Origin of the sequence: Bradyrhizobium sp. NAS96.2 (assembly GCF_001908235.1) — a bacterium.
Taxonomy (GTDB): domain Bacteria; phylum Pseudomonadota; class Alphaproteobacteria; order Rhizobiales; family Xanthobacteraceae; genus Bradyrhizobium.
In genome coordinates this window covers 34,790-51,521 of record NZ_LGHK01000032.1, presented here as the reverse complement: position 1 = coordinate 51,521, position 16,732 = coordinate 34,790, and the positions used below count along the sequence as shown (strand labels likewise).

The following is a 16,732-nucleotide window of genomic DNA, read 5'->3' as shown; positions in this document are numbered from 1 at the left end:
CACGATCTCCGGCTATGTCACCGGCCATGAAAATGACGCGGCGTGGCTGGTGTTCACGCTGACGGTGAACACGGCGACCGGCGACGTGACGCTGACGCAGGATCGTGCGGTCCACGAGAATACGGCGTCGAGCCCGGACACCGGCGAGGGCATCAGCCTGACCGGCGGCTTGGTGACGCTGACCGCGACCGTCACCGACAAGGACGGCGACAGCGCCGCCCAGAACCTTGATCTGAGCAGCCACGTCACGTTCCACGACGACGGTCCGTCAATCAAGCTGAGCGGGACGGTTGCGTCGCTGAACACCTACGAAGCGTACCTCTCGGCCTCGACGAATGCCGGCATCAACGGCTCGACGCCGGACGCGGTGCCGACCCAGGGCCATACCCTCGACAAGGAGAGCTTCGCAGGCGCGTTCACGGTGGTGACCGGCGCCGATGGTGCGACCACGGCCTATGCGCTGACCATCGCGAACAACGGTATCGCGACCAATCTGATCGACAGCGCCTCGGGTCTCGGCGTCGTGCTCGACCAGACCGGCAACACGATCTCCGGCTATGTCACCGGCCACGAAAACCAGGCTGCTTGGCTAGTGTTCACGCTGACGGTCAACACCGCGACCGGCGACGTGACGCTGACACAGGACCGTGCGGTGCACGAGAACATTGCCTCCAGCCCGGATACCGGTGAAGGCATCAGCCTGACCAGCGGCCTGGTGACGCTGACCGCGACCGTGACCGACAAGGACGGTGACAGCGCGAGCCAGAAGCTCGACCTGAGCAGCCACGTCACGTTCCACGACGACGGTCCGTCTTGGACGTCGGCAGAGCACGGGGTGCTTGCCAATCAGGCAGGCTTTAGCGTGACGGGAGATCTGCAATTCATAACGGGCGCGGACGGTCTCGCGTCCCTCTACTTTACGGGCGTATCCCTGGATCCGCTCCATCCGACAGCAACGACGATCCAGGCGGGTGGATTTGCGGTTTCCGAATATGTCGATGCAAGTGGCGTCCTGCATGGCGTTGCCAATGGGTCGGACGTCTTTACCGTAACCCTTGATCCGACAACGTCGACCTACTCGTTCGACCTCTTCCATACCCTCGATGCATACTCGGAACAGAACGTAAGCAGCGCGGGTAGCGTGAGCGGCGCGGGTCCGGCTTCGTTTGCTGTATTGTCAGACACCGGCGGCAATCCAGTAACCGTGTTGACGGGCTATCACACAACCGGAGCATTCAACGCTGCAAGCTGGTTTAGCGAGACTCACGATTCGTTGACGAACGCGTCCGGGCTAACGCAAGCGCAGATCAACGCAAGTTCGTCGGGCGAGGGCGTCAGCAGCAACAACTTCAACGCGGGTGATTTCATGCGCTTTGATTTTGGAGCTGTCGGGGACAACAGCAACGGCGATACCTGGACTTACGGCACCGCCACTGGTGCTCCAAGCGTTGCGACGGGAAATCAGATTACTTTCACCATCAATGCCATCGGTGGTCCGACGACTATCGAATATCTGGTGCACAGCGTCGACGGCACGGTGACCTCCCACGTCTATAATTCGGCCACCGATGGAACCACCCTTACGGCCATCGGGCACGGAAATATCGACTACGTTGAACTGTATGACGCTTCCGGCAAGTCCAAGATCCTGTTGTCCGGAATTGCGGAACTCGTCAACAATGGTCAAACTGACGTTCCCTTTACCGTGGGTGTAACGGACGGCGATGGAGACACGACTTCGGGCTCGTTTGATGTCAACGTCACTGGCGCAACGACCCTTACGGGCACTGCCGGAAATGACGTCATCGTCGCCGGAGCAACCGCTGAAACGCTTACTGGTAATGGTGGGAGCGACAAGTTCGTTCTCAATCTCTCCGCCCACTTTACCATTAGTGATTTCAACAGCAGCGGCGACTTGGTCCTTCTGGACGTGGCCGGTCTAACCCTCCCGTCGGGCAGTTCAAATGCTCTTACGGCGGGCCAGTTCACGACATCGGCCGCGACTGGTGCAGACCAGACCGCCGCGTCTGCCTGGAACGAAAGCAACAGCACCAACAAGTTCTTCTTCAATAATACGACGCATGAGCTCTGGTACTCGGCAAATGGCACCGGCTCCGACAAGGTGGACCTCGCACATCTGAGCACCGGCGTGCCGGCGGCCGCGAACATTCATATTTACTAGGCCAGGCTTGCAGCAAAAACGAAAATCCGCGGAGGTGACTCCGCGGATTTTCTTATTCGATCTGGCCTTGCTCGCGCAGTGCTACATCAGCACGGGCAGGAAGCCTGGAAGCGGCATCGCTGCGTCGAGCTGCTCCACACCGGTCCATTCGGAGTCGGCCGCATTGGCGGCCGCCGGTGCGGCATCGAGCTCGTCGCCAAGCGGCAGCCGCTTGGCGTAGGGCGCCGCAAACAGCTGCACGCCGCGCTCGTTGATCGCAAACATCGGCGTGAAATTGGCGAGTTCGCCGTCGTCGATCAGCTCGGAGCGGCGGCTGTCCAGGATCAGCCAACGGCCATCCAGCCGCGCCGCCAGCACGGCATGGTCCTGGCGGATGGCGCGATCGCGGCCCAGCACCAGGCGCAGTTCCCCGCGCGGGAAGCCGGCTTCGCTGAGCGCGATGTATTTCGCGATCGCGTAGTCCTCGCAGTCGCCCTTGCCGGTGGCAAAGGTGGCGAGCGGCGCGCTCCAGCGGTCGGCCTCGCCATACTGGGCGAAGTCGCTCACATAGCGGATCGCCTGGTTGACGGCGCGGTTGGCCTCATCCAGTCGGTCGCGTCCGGACTTGGCCTTGACCGCATTGATCAGGCGAAGGAACTGCGCGGCATTGGGCGGGCAGCCGGCGGCGTTCTCGCGGCACTGCTCGAGGACGGTGCGCTCCCTGGCGAGATCGGATTCGAGGCCGCGCCATTTGCGCCACAGGCCGTTCTCCGGGGCGCGAAAGGTGAACAGGCCGAACGGCTCGGTGCCTTCGGGCGGAAGCGGCTTGGCCGCCGGCAACGCATCGGTCGCCGTATTCGGCGGCGTCAGCGCGGCGGTGCGAATGGCGTTCGGCCCACGGCCGCGCTGGCGGTCGAGCTTGGCCAGGACGTCGGTGATGGTGAAGAAGGTGGCAGGCGGGCGGTTCGACGCGGCATCCGACGCCGGCGCAAGCTCGCCGGCGGGAGCGCCGAAAGAGAGTTCGTCCGCGGCAAACGCGGACTGCGCAACGCAAAGACTTATTGAAAATGCAGCCACGGCCATGGCGGCCGACGAAGCAAACTTCAGCGACTTCATATGACGTCCCCAATGCCAGGGACCGTCAACGTCTGTGCGTCGATCTGCGTCCCCGCTGTTATCGGGACGCAAACTGGCGCCTTGGCCGCTTAAGCCGGGTTAAGTGGAGGGGGCCGTACCCTGGATTGTCGAGAAGGCGGTCAATCCAGGGTTTGCGGGTTCGTTCGAAATTGAACGACTTGAAGTCATGATCGGTTAACCACGGAGCCCGTGGACCGGATCAGCGCTCGCGCAGGGCCTCGTCGCGCAGCAGGCGGGCGGGCTTCACGATGTAGTCCAGCACGGATTTCTCGCCGGTCAGGACTTCGACCGTGGTGACCATGCCGGGAATGATCGGCAGCGGATGCTGCTCGGTGCCGAGATGGTTCTTATCTGTGCGCACCATCACCCGATAGAAGGTTTCCTGACGCTCGGTCCTCTCCGCCTTGTCGTCGACGATGGTGTCGGCGCTGATGCGTTCGACCTTGCCCTTGAGCGATCCGTAGACCGAGGAGTCATAAGCGCTGATCTTCACCACCGCATCCTGGTCGGGACGGATGAAGGCGATGTCCTGGGGACGGATCCGGCCCTCGACCAGCAGCGTGTCGTCGAGCGGCACGATATCCATCAGGTTGGCGCCGGGCTGCACGACGGCACCGATGGTGCTGATGTTCAATTTATTGACGATGCCGTGAACCGGCGCCCTCAGATCGGTGCGGCGCACCCGGTCCTGGGCGGATTTGATGTTCTCGTCGAGCACGGCGAGGTCGGCACGCGATTTGGCGAGATCCTCATCGGCCTGCGAACGGAACGACGCGGTGATGTTCGCGATCTTCGATTGGGCTTCGGCGAGCTGGCCCTTCATCTCGGTTGCCTGCCGATCAAGCCGCAGCATCTCGATCTCTGGTACGACTTTCTGATCATAGAGCTTGCGGGTCAGGGTCTGCTCGCGTTCCAGGAGCTTCAGCGAGCCGGTGAGGCGGGTAACCTGCTGATTGAGGACGTCGATGTCCTGCGCGACCTTCTGACCACGCATCTTGAACACGCTGGCTTCGGTTGCAACGGCGGCAGGAACCACCTTGTCGATTTCATCGGGAAAGGCGATCTCGCTTCGTCCCCGCGCCTCGGCGTCGAGGCGGGCCACCCGTGCCGCCATCGCCGCGCGGCGCTCGCGGATCTCGCCGAACTCGGAGGCGAACTTGGTATCGTCGATGCGCATCAGCGACTGGCCCTGCTGAACGATGTCGCCTTCGCGCACCAGGATGTCGCCGACGATGCCGCCTTCGAGTGATTGCACCACCTGCATCTGCCGCGACGGCACGACGCGGCCGCTGCCGCGCTTGACCTCGTCCAGCACGGCAAAATGCGCCCAGACCACAAACGTCGCCAGCAGCGCGCAAGACGTCCACAGCAGCATGCGGGAGGTGCGGGGCGTGCGCAGCAGCGCCGCGGACCGGATGTCGTTTGCAAACGCAAAATCGGAAGACGCCATAATATTCGCTCGTTATGCAGATTTCGGCTGGATCGTATTCTCGGGTGCAGGCGCCGCGGATGCGGGCCTGCCCTGGAGCAGGGCGAGCACCTTGTCGCGCGGGCCGTCGGCCACCAGGCGGCCGTTGTCGAACAGCAGCAGGCGATCGACCATGTTCAGCAATGACAGGCGATGCGTCGAAATGATGATGGTCATGCGGTCGTCGCGCAGCCCCTTGAGCCGCTCGAGGAATTCCTGCTCGCTGCGAATATCGAAATGCGCGGTCGGCTCGTCGAGGAACAGCACGCGCGGTTTGCGGATCAGGACGCGCGCCAGGCCGATCGCCTGCTTCTGGCCGCCCGACAGGCTGCGGCCGCCTTCCGAGATGGGCATGTCATAGCCCATCGGGTGGCCGGCGATGAAGCTCTCGACGCCCGAGAGCCGCGCGGCATGCAGGATTTCCTCGTCGGTCGCCTCCGGCTTGCCGAGGGCGATGTTGTCGCGCAGCTTGCCGTAGAACAGGTCGGTATCCTGCATCGCGAAGCCGATGCCGGCGCGCAGGTCCGAAGGATCGTATTGCCGCGAGTCGACGCCGTCGACCAGGATGCGGCCTTCCTTCGGCTCGTAGAATCCGAGCAGCAACCGACCGACCGTGGTCTTGCCGGATCCGACCCGGCCGATGATGCCGACCTTTTCTCCGCCCTCGATCTTGAAGCTGACTTTCTCCAGCGCGTTGCCCGGCGCGTTGGGGTAGGCGAACGACACGTTCTCGAAGGCGATCTTGCCGTCGTCGATCCGTCTTGCGACATAGGACCGGGTCGGCGAGCGTTCGCGCTCGATCGACATGATGCGGTCGATTGCCTTGAGGGACGACAGCGTCTGCGTTCCCTTGGTGATCACGGAGGCGATGCCCGCGATCGGCGCCAGGATGCGGCCGGCGAGCATGTTTGCGGCGACCAGCGCGCCGACGCTCAGCTTGCCGTCGAGGATCAGGAAAATGCCGACGACGACGAGGAGCAGGCTCGTGATCTGCTGGGCGGTGCTCGCGCTGGTCAGCGACATCGACGACCAGAAGTGAACGTCCTCACCGGATCGGGCGGTCGCCGCGACCGAGCGTTCCCACAAGGTCTGCATCCGCGCCTCGGCGCCGGTCGCGCGGACGGTTTCGAGGCTGGACAGGGACTCGACGAGCACGCCGTGCCGGGCGGCGGATTCGGCCTGCAGGCGCTTCATCGCGCGATCGAGCGGCCGCTGCAGCAGGAAGCCGATCAGCATGACCAGCGGGAGCATGACCAGCGGGATCCAGGCCAGCGGCCCGGCGATGATGAACAGCACCCCGACGAACAGGATGGCGAACAGCAGGTCGGTCGCCGAGACCACGCTTCCGGACGTGAAGAATTCGCGCACCGAGTCGAAGTCGCGGAGCTGGTTGGCGATGATGCCGACCGAGGTCGGCCGCTGCGCCATCTTCACCGACATCACGTGCTCGAAGATGTTGGCGGCGAGCACGACGTCGATGGTCTTGCCGGTCACGTCGATCATGCGACTGCGGACCATGCGGAAGATGAAATCGAAGACGATGCCGAGCCCCATGCCGATCGAGAGCGCGATCAGGGAGGGGATCGCGCCGTTAGGGATGACGCGGTCGTAGACGCTCATCGTGAACAGCGGCGTCGCCAGCGCGAGGATGTTGGTCAGGAAGGCGGCGATCGCGATGTGTCCGTAGCTGCGCCAGTGCGTCTTCACCACCGACCAGAACCAGTGGTTGTTGGGAATGCCTCCGGCGGCGACCGTGCGTGCGTCGGCCTGCGCGGCGCTTCTCACCAGGAACGCGTAGCCGGTGTAGTCGGCAGCGAGCGAGGCAATGTCGGCGACGCGGGGGACATTCGGCGTGGCCGGATCGACGATCTTGATCGTCTTGCCTGCTGCGTCCGTGCCCAGCAGGATGAGTGCAGAGCCGTTCTTCATGATCAGGACGGCCGGCAGGACCAGCGCGGGAATGTCCGAAATGTCGCGCTTGATCGCCTCGGTCTCCAGACCCGCGCGCCTTGCCGCGCGATCGTAGAGCGAAACGGACAGCCGACCGTCGGTGATCGGAAGTCCGCCGAGGAGCGCTTCGCGGCTGACGGCGCGGCCGTGATGCGCCGCGAGAAAAGTCAGCGATGCGGTGAGGGGATCGTCGCCCAATGCACGCGGCCGAGCGGGCGCGGCAGGCTTCGAAGTTGCATCATCCGGCGAAGTGCGAACGGCGTCAGCCGCCGCGCTGGGGGTTCGAAACAACAACTGAAACCTCGACAACCAAAATGGAAATGCAGAAATCGCATTCGATGATTTCGGGCAGGCTACAACAAATGGCGAACAAAATCAGCGAAACTTGCTTTAAGTATTAATACGGGAATCGAAAGGGCCCCATTTGGGGCCCTTCCGGAAGTCCTGATTCTGGTTGGCCCCCTCTATTTACCGGAACTCGGGAATGCCGACAGCAACCAATGGGGCTTCGTCGACGCATAGGAACTGGCATTCGCCGTGACCGACGGATCCGCGTAAATCACGTTCGGGCCGTCCGCAGCGCTCTTCTGCTGCTGCATCCATTCCGCTGAGCCGGGCACGGAAGCGGTCGCGGTCGAACCGCTGAACCGGTCGGCAAACCCGACATCCTTCGCCGGCTGGGCCGACGCATAGCCCTCCCTGTAACCCTTGGCCGGGCGGACCGTGGCGGTCGGGCCCGGAACGGCGACGTGCAGCGGCTCGGAGCCGGTTTGCGGCAGGTTCACGCGAAGGGTGGGGAACGAATAGCGCGGCAGGCCGATCGACAGCATGTCGGTGGGCGCGGCGTCGACCGGCGGAGGAGCCTTCAGATATTCGATCAGGGTGCCCATCGCGGCCAGCAGCTGGTAGTCGGCGAAAACGACGACGCTGCGGGCGGAGGTGAGCGAGACCGATGCGTTGAAGAACTGGTTCTGCGCGTTGAGCAAGTCGATCAGGGAGCGCTGACCAAGCTCGTATTCCTTCTGGAAGGCCGCGATGGTCTTGCGGTCGGCTTCCAGCTGGCGCGTCAGCGCCGCGATGCGCGTGGCCGTAATCGTACGGGCATTCCATGCCTTGTCGATCGATTCATAGGCGTCACGTTGCAAGCGCGCGTGGCGCATGGTGGCTTCGGTATAGCGCTCGGCCTTCTCCGACCTGTTCCAGGCGTCCTGGCCGCCGCGGAAGATGTCCCAGGACATCACCACCTTGCCGCTGTAATCCTCATGGGTCACGGCGGGATTTCCCGGTGCGGTCACGTAGGGGAAGGAGTTGTCGTAGTGGGTCGCGCGTCCCTCAAGATAGAATTTGGGGCCGAACGTGCCGTCCGTGGCCTTGAATGCATGCTTGGCGGCGTCGGCGTCGGACTGGGCCGCCGCAATCGTCGAATTGAACCGCAGCGTGGTCGCCAGCGCTTCGTCGCGGCTGTGCGGCAGTCCGCCGAGCGGGGCAGGGAAGCGGACATTGATCGGCTCGAGGCCGACAACCTTGCGATACTTCGCCCTTGCGTCATCGAGGCTGCGCTGGAATTCGGCGAGCGCCGCACGCGCGCTCTCGACGCGCTCACGGGCTTGCTCGAGGTCGCCTTCGCCGGCCCGGCCGCCCGAGAAGCGGGAGTTCACGTTCGCAAAGATCTTCTCGTGGTTCGCGACGTTCTGTTGGGCAAGGCTCACCAGCCGGATGTAGCGCACGACGTCCATGTAGCCTTCGGCTGCGTCGAGGGCCAGCAGCTCGGTCCGTTCCTTGACGCGCGAGGCCGCCGCATTCACGCGCGCGGTCTGGCGCCAGACGTCGTAAATCGACGAGAAGCCGTCCCAGAGCAGCTGGCGAACGACCACGGATTCCTGGCTGCCATTGCGCCACGGTCCTGCACCCACGGTCGGTGCCTGAATGGACGGCGCGATAAAGCCCGGCGGTTGATCGAACTTTTCCGGCCCGTAGCTGGCGTCGATGCGCACCTGCGGCAGCAGCGTGCTCTGGGTCTGCCTCAGCTCGCTTTCCGTCGCCCGCCGATTCGCGGAAGCCTCGCCCACGCCAGGGTTGGTCAGCATTGCCTGGCGCAACGCATCGTTAATGGAAAAAACCTCGGCACATGCTGGCGTTGCCGCCAGGCAAAGGCACGCGATGACCGTGTATGCCGATTTCATAATCCCCGCCCCTACTCTCAAAAAATCTTACGTAGAATCTGACGGAAGCTAACAAAGGACGGTTCCTCAACCTATGACATTTCAGCCACACCGCGGCCCTAAGTGGGGCGGAGCAGCTAGGCGTCGGTGGCCGAGGACTATTGAAATTTTTATTAAATTTCAATGATTTGGGTGCCGTTGATCGAGCATTCCGGCTGGTGCCGGCCAGCAACACCGGCGAGTGGAACAGCAAAGGTCAGTTAAGTCGCCCTTAACGCCCGCCCACCACCTACTGCTCGCGGCAGGTCGCCAGGTAGGTTGCGACGAAGGGCGTGGCCTTGGCGTCAGCTGAGGGACTCTCGAGGCGGCTCGTTAATTTGTAGAGCGACCTGCTGGCAAAATAGAACCGGAAGATCTCGGCCGTGGACTCGTCCACACGGGTCGCAAAGATCGATGCCGCGGTGCGGTGGGCAGCCGCAAAGACATAGGTGGTGAGCTTGGCTCCCTTGCCTTCCGTCGCCGCAGAGGTCCCCCAGGTGACCGAGAAGGTTTCGCCATCGATCACCACCGACGGCCGGACCGTATCGAGATCGTCGTCGATCCACTGAACGTTGCCTGAGGAGCCAGCCTCAACCCGTTTGCCTCGCGGCGTGTCACAGGTGAACCTTGAAGGCTGAGCTATCGCTGCGCTTGTCGTCGTCAGCAACAACACACAGCCGACCGACCTCCACATTGGTGTTTCCCTCTGCAGTTGCGTTGGTTGGAATCATACTGGTGCCTCAGCCCGGCCGGCGCAACTCGGTGATGTACGGACATGCCGGCCAGGCCGCGCGCCCGGCGCGTTCGTCATTCCGGCGCGATCGGATGCGCCGGACGCTCGATCGATGGCCTGAGGTTGTCGAGCTCGACGAACACGTCAGCGTGCCGGCGCAGCTCATCGGCGATCATCGGAGGCTTCGTTCGAATGCTGGACACGACGGTGACGCGCACGCCCATCCGCCTGACGGCTTCGACAACGGCGCGCAAGTCACCATCGCCCGAGAACAGGAACGCATGGTCGATGCGGTGCGCGATTTCCAATGCGTCGACCGCGAGCTCGATACCGATGCTGCGCTTCATGCGCCGCCGTCCATCGCCGTCGTCGTGCTGCTTGGCTGCCTTTCTCCTGACCGCATACCCGTTGTAATCGAGCCAATCCACCAGCGGCCGGAGGCTGCTGAACTCGTCGTCGTCCCTTACCACCGTGTAGAAATATGCACGGACGATTTGCCCATGTTTACCGAACTCCGCGAGCAGTCGCCGGAAGTCGACCTCGAAACCGAGACTCTTGACGGTGGTGTGCAGATTCGCACCGTCGATGAAGAGTGCAATACGATCGGTCATCTCAAGTCCCCAGGAGGCCCGGATCAGTTGCTGTACGCTTTGGTTCTAAAATTCCTCGAGCGCCGGGTGGGGGAGCGCCCTCATTGAAATGGCTAATCCTAGAACATGGAACAGGCGGGGAAGAAGCGGAAAATTTCAACATCGCCGATACGATTCTCTCATCCGGCTGCTGCTGATCCGATAGCGGGCCGGAGCGACGCGGGCCGATTTTCATAGCGGGGCCAACCTGATCGTGCGCGTATTGATAAGGCGCCGGTCGGGCGACCGGACCGAACCTCGCCTGCGGCCGTAGCGGTCGTAGCTGGGCAAGAGTGCCGCCATCCGCGCGCCGGCGATGCCTGCGTCGTCGGGGCGCGTGCCGGCTCAGGCAATGGTGCGGCGCAATCGCACTGACGAGCAGCCGCCCGCAAGGTGATCATTGCGCCGCCAACGAAACTACATCTAAAATGATTGCAGTGTACCGACGTTGTTTTGCGCCGATGCGGTATTTCGAGATACCACTTTTTTGCAGATACGATTTTTTATCGATACGAGCTTCGGATCGCTCGGTTTGGAGCACCATCAACAGCAGCAGGCGCCAACGGCGCAGGCATCACGCTGCGCGCGCGGCTCGACGGGCGCGGAGGCGGCTCGCGCTGGCAGGCTTGCAGTGACCGACGCGCAAGCGAGAGCCGCGGTCGAGGAGCGGCGCGGCGAGACTTGGCCAAAGCGCGCCAGATGCCTGGGCGTTGTCTCGCTCTGCATTCTGCTGTCCTGTTGCGGGGCGGCTCGCCAGGCTGTCGAAGGGGAGGTGGATCCGGCGACGGCGAGCGCAACGGAGCCGACGCCGGACACGGCAACCGCGCCCGCAGCGGCCAAGGTTGCGGAAACCGTCAACCTCAACGGCGCGCTCGCGGAATGCCGCAGCGCGTTTCCGGATCAAATCGCACAGGCGGTGGCGCGGACGTCATGCGTGATCAAGGCGACCGATCTTGTCCGGCCGCTGCTGCCGTTTCCTGAACTGCTCGATCGGGAGAACGCGCTGCGCAAGGCGCTGGCCGAGCAGGTTCAGGCAAGGACAATGTCCCTGCTCGAGCGAAACGTCCAGATCCAGAAGCTCCATGCGCAACTGCTCGACGAAGAGCGCAGCAGGCTGCCAGCGGCGCCGGCCGACGCGAGCAAGCCGTCGGCGGCGGTCACGCAATGGCGACAATCCAACCCGGAGGGTTGTGGCCGCCTCGGAGGCGACGCTGCGACCTGTTTTTGAAAAGGGTGATTTTCAGGGGATTGCTGGCTTGCGCCCATCGGTCCGAGTCGACGATGATCGGCAGCGAGGGACAGAAAGCATGCAGTCAAGCAGTAACTCACTTCAAGTGAGTAGCGAGACCGGGCCGGCCGTGAATTCCGGGCGCAGCGATTACCTTCGGCCCTGGTTGCCGCTCTTGCTCGCGGCGACTGCCTATCTCACGATCATCGCCAGGGGCACTTTCCTGCTGAAGGATGCCGACATCTATTGGCATATCTTGGTCGGCCAGTGGATCGTCGATCATCGTGCCGTGCCTCACGCCGATATGTTCTCCTTCACGATGCACGGTGCGCCCTGGATAACCAGTGAGTGGCTGTCCGAAGTCCTTTATTTTGCTGCCTACAAACTGGCCGGATGGACGGGGCCAGTGATGCTGGCGGCGCTGTCAGCGTCGGTCGCGTACTACCTGCTTACGCTCCTGCTCCTGAAAAGACTGCCGAACGTACCGGCCGCGATCCTGGCGTCGGCTGCAATCGTTATGACGTCGTTCCACGTGTTCACCCGCCCGCATGTCCTGGTCTTTCCCCTGATGGTGGTGTGGGCTGACGCGCTGGTCAGAGCAAGCGAAGAGCGACGGGCGCCTTCCTTGGTTTATCTCGCGCTCGTCACGCTTTGGGCCAACCTCCACGGAAGCTTCGTGCTGGCCTTGGCGCTGATCGGGCCGTTCGCCCTGGAGGCGCTCTGGATGTCGGATCAATCGGACCGCATCAGGATTGCAGTCCAATGGATTCGATTTGGGGTGCTGGCGCTTGGGGCCGCTTGCATCACCCCGTATGGGCCGGAATCGATGCTGGTCATCGGGCGCATTATGCACCTGGGAGGCGCGCTCTCGCATATTGGCGAGTGGCAACCGCTGGACTTCAATACCTTAAGTACTGTCACACCATGTCTGATAGCCGGCCTTGCCTACCTGCTTTACGGCGGGCTCAAGCTTCCTCCGATCAGGATCGCGACGCTCCTGGCGGTGGTTTATCAGATGCTCGTCCACGTGCGGTATGTCGACGTTTTTGCGCTGGTTGCGCCATTCTTCATTGCCGGTCCGTTGGCGCAGCACCTGTCATGGGCCCAGTTGCAGCACAATCGGAAAGTGGTCGCCCCAAAGCGCTCAACGGTGATCGCAACGATTGCCGCTCTCGTCATCGCCAGTGGGGTGATGGTCGCGGTCAAGGACCTGACGCCACCGCTCGTGCCGCGCGCCGCGGTTGAGAAACTGAAGGAGCAGGGGGCGGAACGCGTCCTCAACGCCTACTTCTTCTGCGGATATCTGATGTTCCAGAACATTCCGGTGTTCATTGATTCGCGCGCTGAACTGTACGGAGGAGCCTTTCTCGATCGCTACGTGAATGCCATCTCGCTGTTCGATATGGCGGATTTCGTCAAATTGCTCGATGAATACAAGATCGACGCGACGCTGCTGTCTCCGTCGACTCCGGCGGTGGGGCTGCTCGATCGGCTGCCGGAATGGCAGCGGGCCTATGCCGATGACCTCGCCGTCGTCCACGTTCGGCGGCAGCGGCGGGACAATACGGAATCCCGGAAGTAGCTCGATACTTCATGACGACCGGGCAGGCTCCCATTGGCTGGTCGGGACCGCAAAATACCGGATGCTGCGGTCGGCCTTGGACCCGCATAGGCGGTAGCGCCGAGCGACGGGCGCTCGGACCGTATTCGCACGGGGCGACCGCATGGAAATGTCATGAAATGCGGAAATCCCTATAATTTAAGGGGTTTCCTGTCATTGCCTCTAGCTCGCCGCGGCCGAGGAGCGTGTCGGCCGCTTACGCCGGTAGGGTTAATAAACGATTACCAAGTGACAGATTTCTCGCGACGCATTATAAGAAAATCCTAGTTGGCCTTGGATTTTGCCGCCAACATATTGCGTAAATTCATCGTAAAAGGGATATTTTCCTATGTTGAACCTCTTTATCCAGACCACCGAAGCCTTCAAGCGTCTCGCCTCGGACAAGGACGGCGTTGTGTCGTTCGAATACGTGATCGTCGCCGCTTGCGTCGTCGCCGCCGTTGCCGCGGCATTCGGAACTGGCACCGGGTCCGGCATCGGCTCGGCGCTGAGCTCCGCGATCAGCACGATCACCACCAACGTCACCAATGCGGTCTCGGCCTGATCCGAGCATCGACGGCGTTGGCAGAGTCTTTCTGCCAACAGTCGTCAACCGGATTGCGATGTCGGCAAGGTAAAGGAGGCATCTCCATGTTGCATTACATCAAGGCCAAAGAAGCGTTGCTGCGTCTGCGCGCGGACAAGGACGGCGTTGTGTCGTTCGAATACGTGATCGTGGCCGCTTGCATCGTTGCCGCGGTTGCTGCCGCGTTCGGAACAGACGCTACGACCGGTATCGGTTCTGCGCTGTCCAGTGCGATCAGCACCATCGCGACCACCGTTACCAACGCGGCTTCTGCTTAAGCAGAGAAGATCTCGCTTCGGCGGCGGGCATTATTCTATGCCCCCGCTACTTCTGAGGCGTATATTTTATGAATTGGATTGCGTCCACGACCTCGTGTCTGGAAATCGCATTGTTGTTCTATGTCGCAACGATCGATATCGCGACACGGCTGATCCGAAACGAAGTTTGTCTGGCACTGGCGTTCCTCGGGATCGTCGGTCAACTGGCCGGTCCGATGCAGATTGGGCAGTCGCTGGTCGTTGCTGCAATCCTGTTTCTGGTGCTCTTCGTGATGTACCAGCGCGGAATGATCGGCGGCGGCGATGTCAAGCTGCTGGTTGCCTTGGCGATCGGTCTCCCGCTCGCCGGCGTGATTGAGTTGCTGACCGTAACTGCATTGGCCGGTGGCGCTCTGGCCGCAGTGCATTTGATGATGCGCCGTCTGCCATATCCGAGGCTGGCGCCCGCCGGATCCTCGCTTGCGCGAAGGGTTTATGCGGTCGAGCGCTGGCGTCATTTGAGACATGCACCGCTGCCCTACGGGGTGGCCATCGCATGCGGCGGTATCTGGGCTATTTTGAGCAAAGGATTTTGACATGTCGTCCGCCTTGCGCGTCTCGATCATCATGGTGCTGCTGCTCGCAGCTACGGCACTCGGGATCATTGCCTATAACGCGAACCGCAAGGACCCGGTTGCGGAGATGGTCGCCGAAAAGCCGGCGCCTGCGCCAGCGCCGGCGGCGGTGCCGGCGACCGTCGGCTACTTTGTTGCGACGCGTCCGCTGCCGAAAGGAACGCTCGCGCGGGACGAGGATTTCTCCGTGCGCCAGGCGGCGCCGAATCGTGTCCCGGCAGGCGCGATCTTCGAAACGCCTGACAGCAAGGCCGGACTTCCCGGCTCTCTGGTTCGCAAGTTCGTCGACGCCGGCAGCGCCATCACCCTGGATGACATCCTGCGTCCGAAAGATCGGGGCTTCCTCGCCAGCGTTCTGGCGCCGGACAGCCGCGCGATCAGCATCAAGGTTGACGAGGAGACCGGCGTCTCGGGTCTGATCAGGCCGGGCGACAATGTCGACGTCGTGTTGACCCAGGTCTTCGAGAAGGCGGACCCGGTGAAGCGCGCCGTCAGCGAAACCGTTCTGTCGAACGTGCGCGTCATCGCGATCGATCAGGAGATCGCACAGGGCGGGCGCCCCGTCGGCAACACCGTCGTAGGCAAGACCGCGCAAACCGTATCGCTGGAGCTCAAGCCGGAGCAGGTCAAGAAGGTCGCCGTCGCAAAGCAGCTTGGAACGCTGTCGCTCGTCGTCCGCGCTGCGGCCGAGCAGTGGGACAAGGCCGACACCGGTGCGACGTCGAGCTGCGATGTCTCGCCCGAGCTGGCGCGCCAGAGTGCGGTTGCCGGCCAGAGCACCACGGTGGCGATCTATTCCGCCAGCGGCATGAAGCAATACTCGGTCAGGAAGCAGGATGTGGACGACGACTACCGTGCAGGCTGTGACGGGCCGTCCCCGCTCGAGGCTCAGACCACAGCGGCGGCCAGTGACACCGGCAAAGCGGCGGAGAAGCGGTGATGAGTGTGAACATGGCAGTAGTTGATCCCCCCGAAGAGACGACGACGTCCCTTGTTGCGCGGAACCGCATCGTCTGCTTCGTGAACGACGAACTGAGCGCCGCAGCCCTGCGCAAGGGTCTGGACGGCAGCAATCTGGTGATCCGACGTGGCACCATCCGCCATGCGACACGCATGCTCGAGACCGACACCGACCTGTACGCGCTGGTGACCGACATCAGCGGGCTGGATGATCCCTTCACCGAGCTGGAACGCCTCGCCAGCGTCTGTCCGCCCGACGTGAAGGTGGCCCTGATCGGCGATAACAGGGAGATCACCTTCTACCGCGAACTGATGGAGATCGGCCTTACCGAGTATCTTCCGACGCCGATCACCCGGGATATCGTGCTGGACCAGCTGCGTCCGAAGCTGATCGGCGACGCCGCGCCCGTCCAGAACGACCGTGGCGGGCACGTGGTCTCGATCTGCGGCGCGCAGGGCGGCGCCGGCGCGACCAGCATTGCGATCAACCTCGCGATACAACTGGCAGAGACCACCAAGGCCAAGGTGGCGCTGCTCGACCTGCATCTGCAGAATGGCGAAACCGCGGTGATGCTGGGTGTCCGTCCGGGACCCGGCCTTCGCATTGCCCTTGAAAATCCGATGCGGGCCGACACGCTGTTTCTGGAGCGGGCGGCAATCGAGGTGAACGATCGGGTTTGCTTGATCGCCGGCGACGAAGATCTCGATGCCAAGCTCGACATCACCGAGGCGGGCGTGCGGCACGTGCTGGGCTTGCTGCGCCAGCGGTTCAACTACGTCGTGGTCGACGTGCCGGTACCGTTCCCGGCGTCGATCTATCCGGTGATTCAGATGTCGCGGCACGTGATGGTGCTGCTGGAAGCCGAGGTCACCGGCCTGCGCAACGCGCACGCGCTGCGCAACGCCGTCACCAACATCGCCGGCAAGGACCGGGTCTTCACGTTGCTCAACCGTGCCGGCCGGCCTGGCGGCCTGCCCAGGGCGACGATCGTCAAGGCGCTTGGCGCCGAGCCCGACATGGTGATCCCCGATCTCGGCAAGGGAATGACCCAGGCGGTCAACCTCGGCGTTCCCGCGCTCAAGCACGTATCCGGGTTGCGGCGTCACCTGGCTCCGATCGTACGGGAGATCACCGGCGTCGGCGCCAACAAGAAGGCCCGGTGGAAGAGGTGGCTTGGGCTATGAAA

General features: G+C 62.8%; 15 protein-coding genes. 9 read left to right on the top strand and 6 right to left on the bottom strand.

The features are described from left to right. Positions 1 to 2,182 (top strand): DUF5801 repeats-in-toxin domain-containing protein (locus AC628_RS43825; RefSeq protein WP_245321106.1); only part of this gene is annotated, 2,182 nt, incomplete at its 5' end. A gap of 81 nt (positions 2,183 to 2,263) precedes the next feature. On the opposite strand, the gene AC628_RS09120 is transcribed toward AC628_RS43825, so the two are convergent. From AC628_RS09120 to AC628_RS09110, 3 genes are all read right to left on the bottom strand, one after another. Next, positions 2,264 to 3,277: a transglutaminase-like cysteine peptidase gene (locus tag AC628_RS09120; protein WP_074126526.1), complete on the bottom strand. Its 1,014-nt coding sequence runs from the start codon at positions 3,275 to 3,277 to the stop codon at positions 2,264 to 2,266. Between the two features lie 220 nt (positions 3,278 to 3,497). Further along, positions 3,498 to 4,748 (bottom strand): HlyD family type I secretion periplasmic adaptor subunit, encoded by a 1,251-nt coding sequence (locus tag AC628_RS09115; RefSeq protein WP_050424425.1) that lies wholly within the window; start codon positions 4,746 to 4,748, stop codon positions 3,498 to 3,500. A gap of 12 nt (positions 4,749 to 4,760) precedes the next feature. Next, a complete protein-coding gene (locus tag AC628_RS09110; protein ID WP_143201507.1) occupies positions 4,761 to 6,914 on the bottom strand; it encodes a type I secretion system permease/ATPase in 2,154 nt (717 codons plus the stop codon). On the opposite strand from AC628_RS09110, the gene AC628_RS42690 reads away from it, so the two are divergent. Next, the gene (locus AC628_RS42690) at positions 6,914 to 7,117 is read left to right on the top strand and encodes a hypothetical protein (RefSeq protein ID WP_143201506.1); all 204 of its coding nucleotides are present in this window, start codon (positions 6,914 to 6,916) and stop codon (positions 7,115 to 7,117) included. The genes AC628_RS09110 and AC628_RS42690 overlap by 1 nt on opposite strands. A 63-nt stretch (positions 7,118 to 7,180) precedes the next feature. Here AC628_RS42690 and AC628_RS09105 read toward each other — a convergent pair whose 3' ends face one another. From AC628_RS09105 to AC628_RS09095, 3 genes are all read right to left on the bottom strand, one after another. Next, positions 7,181 to 8,899, bottom strand: a complete 1,719-nt coding sequence (locus AC628_RS09105) for a TolC family outer membrane protein (RefSeq protein ID WP_074126525.1) — start codon at positions 8,897 to 8,899, stop codon at positions 7,181 to 7,183. Between the two features lie 268 nt (positions 8,900 to 9,167). After that, complete coding sequence (locus AC628_RS42685) at positions 9,168 to 9,611, bottom strand: hypothetical protein (protein ID WP_143201505.1); 444 nt, start codon at positions 9,609 to 9,611, stop codon at positions 9,168 to 9,170. Positions 9,612 to 9,724: 113 nt separating this feature from the next. Continuing rightward, positions 9,725 to 10,261 (bottom strand): LabA-like NYN domain-containing protein, encoded by a 537-nt coding sequence (locus AC628_RS09095; protein ID WP_074126523.1) that lies wholly within the window; start codon positions 10,259 to 10,261, stop codon positions 9,725 to 9,727. 466 nt (positions 10,262 to 10,727) lie between these two features. On the opposite strand from AC628_RS09095, the gene AC628_RS42680 reads away from it, so the two are divergent. The 7 genes from AC628_RS42680 to AC628_RS09060 all read left to right on the top strand — a co-directional run bounded on the left by AC628_RS42680 (position 10,728) and on the right by AC628_RS09060 (position 16,730). Further along, the gene (locus AC628_RS42680) at positions 10,728 to 11,507 is read left to right on the top strand and encodes a hypothetical protein (RefSeq protein ID WP_143201504.1); all 780 of its coding nucleotides are present in this window, start codon (positions 10,728 to 10,730) and stop codon (positions 11,505 to 11,507) included. 79 nt (positions 11,508 to 11,586) lie between these two features. Further along, the gene (locus AC628_RS09085; protein WP_245321105.1) at positions 11,587 to 13,089 is read left to right on the top strand and encodes a hypothetical protein; all 1,503 of its coding nucleotides are present in this window, start codon (positions 11,587 to 11,589) and stop codon (positions 13,087 to 13,089) included. Between the two features lie 367 nt (positions 13,090 to 13,456). Continuing rightward, positions 13,457 to 13,672, top strand: coding sequence for a hypothetical protein (locus AC628_RS09080; protein ID WP_050631799.1), 216 nt, complete (start codon positions 13,457 to 13,459; stop codon positions 13,670 to 13,672). 86 nt (positions 13,673 to 13,758) lie between these two features. After that, positions 13,759 to 13,971, top strand: coding sequence for a hypothetical protein (locus AC628_RS09075; protein ID WP_074126520.1), 213 nt, complete (start codon positions 13,759 to 13,761; stop codon positions 13,969 to 13,971). Positions 13,972 to 14,039: 68 nt separating this feature from the next. Next, entirely contained in the window at positions 14,040 to 14,546 is a 507-nt protein-coding gene (locus AC628_RS09070) for an A24 family peptidase (RefSeq protein WP_074126519.1), read from the top strand. Between the two features lies 1 nt (position 14,547). Beyond that, positions 14,548 to 15,525, top strand: a complete 978-nt coding sequence (gene cpaB / locus AC628_RS09065; protein WP_074126518.1) for a Flp pilus assembly protein CpaB — start codon at positions 14,548 to 14,550, stop codon at positions 15,523 to 15,525. After that, positions 15,525 to 16,730 (top strand): CpaE/TadZ family protein, encoded by a 1,206-nt coding sequence (locus AC628_RS09060; protein ID WP_245321104.1) that lies wholly within the window; start codon positions 15,525 to 15,527, stop codon positions 16,728 to 16,730. Before cpaB ends, AC628_RS09060 begins: the two co-directional genes overlap by 1 nt. The last annotated feature ends 2 nt before the right edge of the window (positions 16,731 to 16,732 follow it).

Excerpts from the sequence above, each read along its gene's own strand:
- AC628_RS09070 (WP_074126519.1), top strand. The coding sequence starts at position 14,040 with ATGAATTGGATTGCGTCCACGACCTCGTGTCTGGAAATCGCATTGTTG.
- AC628_RS09080 (WP_050631799.1), top strand. The coding sequence starts at position 13,457 with ATGTTGAACCTCTTTATCCAGACCACCGAAGCCTTCAAGCGTCTCGCC.
- AC628_RS09115 (WP_050424425.1), bottom strand. The coding sequence starts at position 4,748 with ATGGCGTCTTCCGATTTTGCGTTTGCAAACGACATCCGGTCCGCGGCG.
- AC628_RS42685 (WP_143201505.1), bottom strand. The coding sequence starts at position 9,611 with ATGTGGAGGTCGGTCGGCTGTGTGTTGTTGCTGACGACGACAAGCGCA.
- AC628_RS09085 (WP_245321105.1), top strand. The coding sequence starts at position 11,587 with ATGCAGTCAAGCAGTAACTCACTTCAAGTGAGTAGCGAGACCGGGCCG.
- AC628_RS09075 (WP_074126520.1), top strand. The coding sequence starts at position 13,759 with ATGTTGCATTACATCAAGGCCAAAGAAGCGTTGCTGCGTCTGCGCGCG.
- AC628_RS42690 (WP_143201506.1), top strand. The coding sequence starts at position 6,914 with ATGCACGCGGCCGAGCGGGCGCGGCAGGCTTCGAAGTTGCATCATCCG.
- cpaB (WP_074126518.1), top strand. The coding sequence starts at position 14,548 with ATGTCGTCCGCCTTGCGCGTCTCGATCATCATGGTGCTGCTGCTCGCA.
- AC628_RS09060 (WP_245321104.1), top strand. The coding sequence starts at position 15,525 with ATGAGTGTGAACATGGCAGTAGTTGATCCCCCCGAAGAGACGACGACG.
- AC628_RS09105 (WP_074126525.1), bottom strand. The coding sequence starts at position 8,899 with ATGAAATCGGCATACACGGTCATCGCGTGCCTTTGCCTGGCGGCAACG.
- AC628_RS09095 (WP_074126523.1), bottom strand. The coding sequence starts at position 10,261 with ATGACCGATCGTATTGCACTCTTCATCGACGGTGCGAATCTGCACACC.
- AC628_RS09120 (WP_074126526.1), bottom strand. The coding sequence starts at position 3,277 with ATGAAGTCGCTGAAGTTTGCTTCGTCGGCCGCCATGGCCGTGGCTGCA.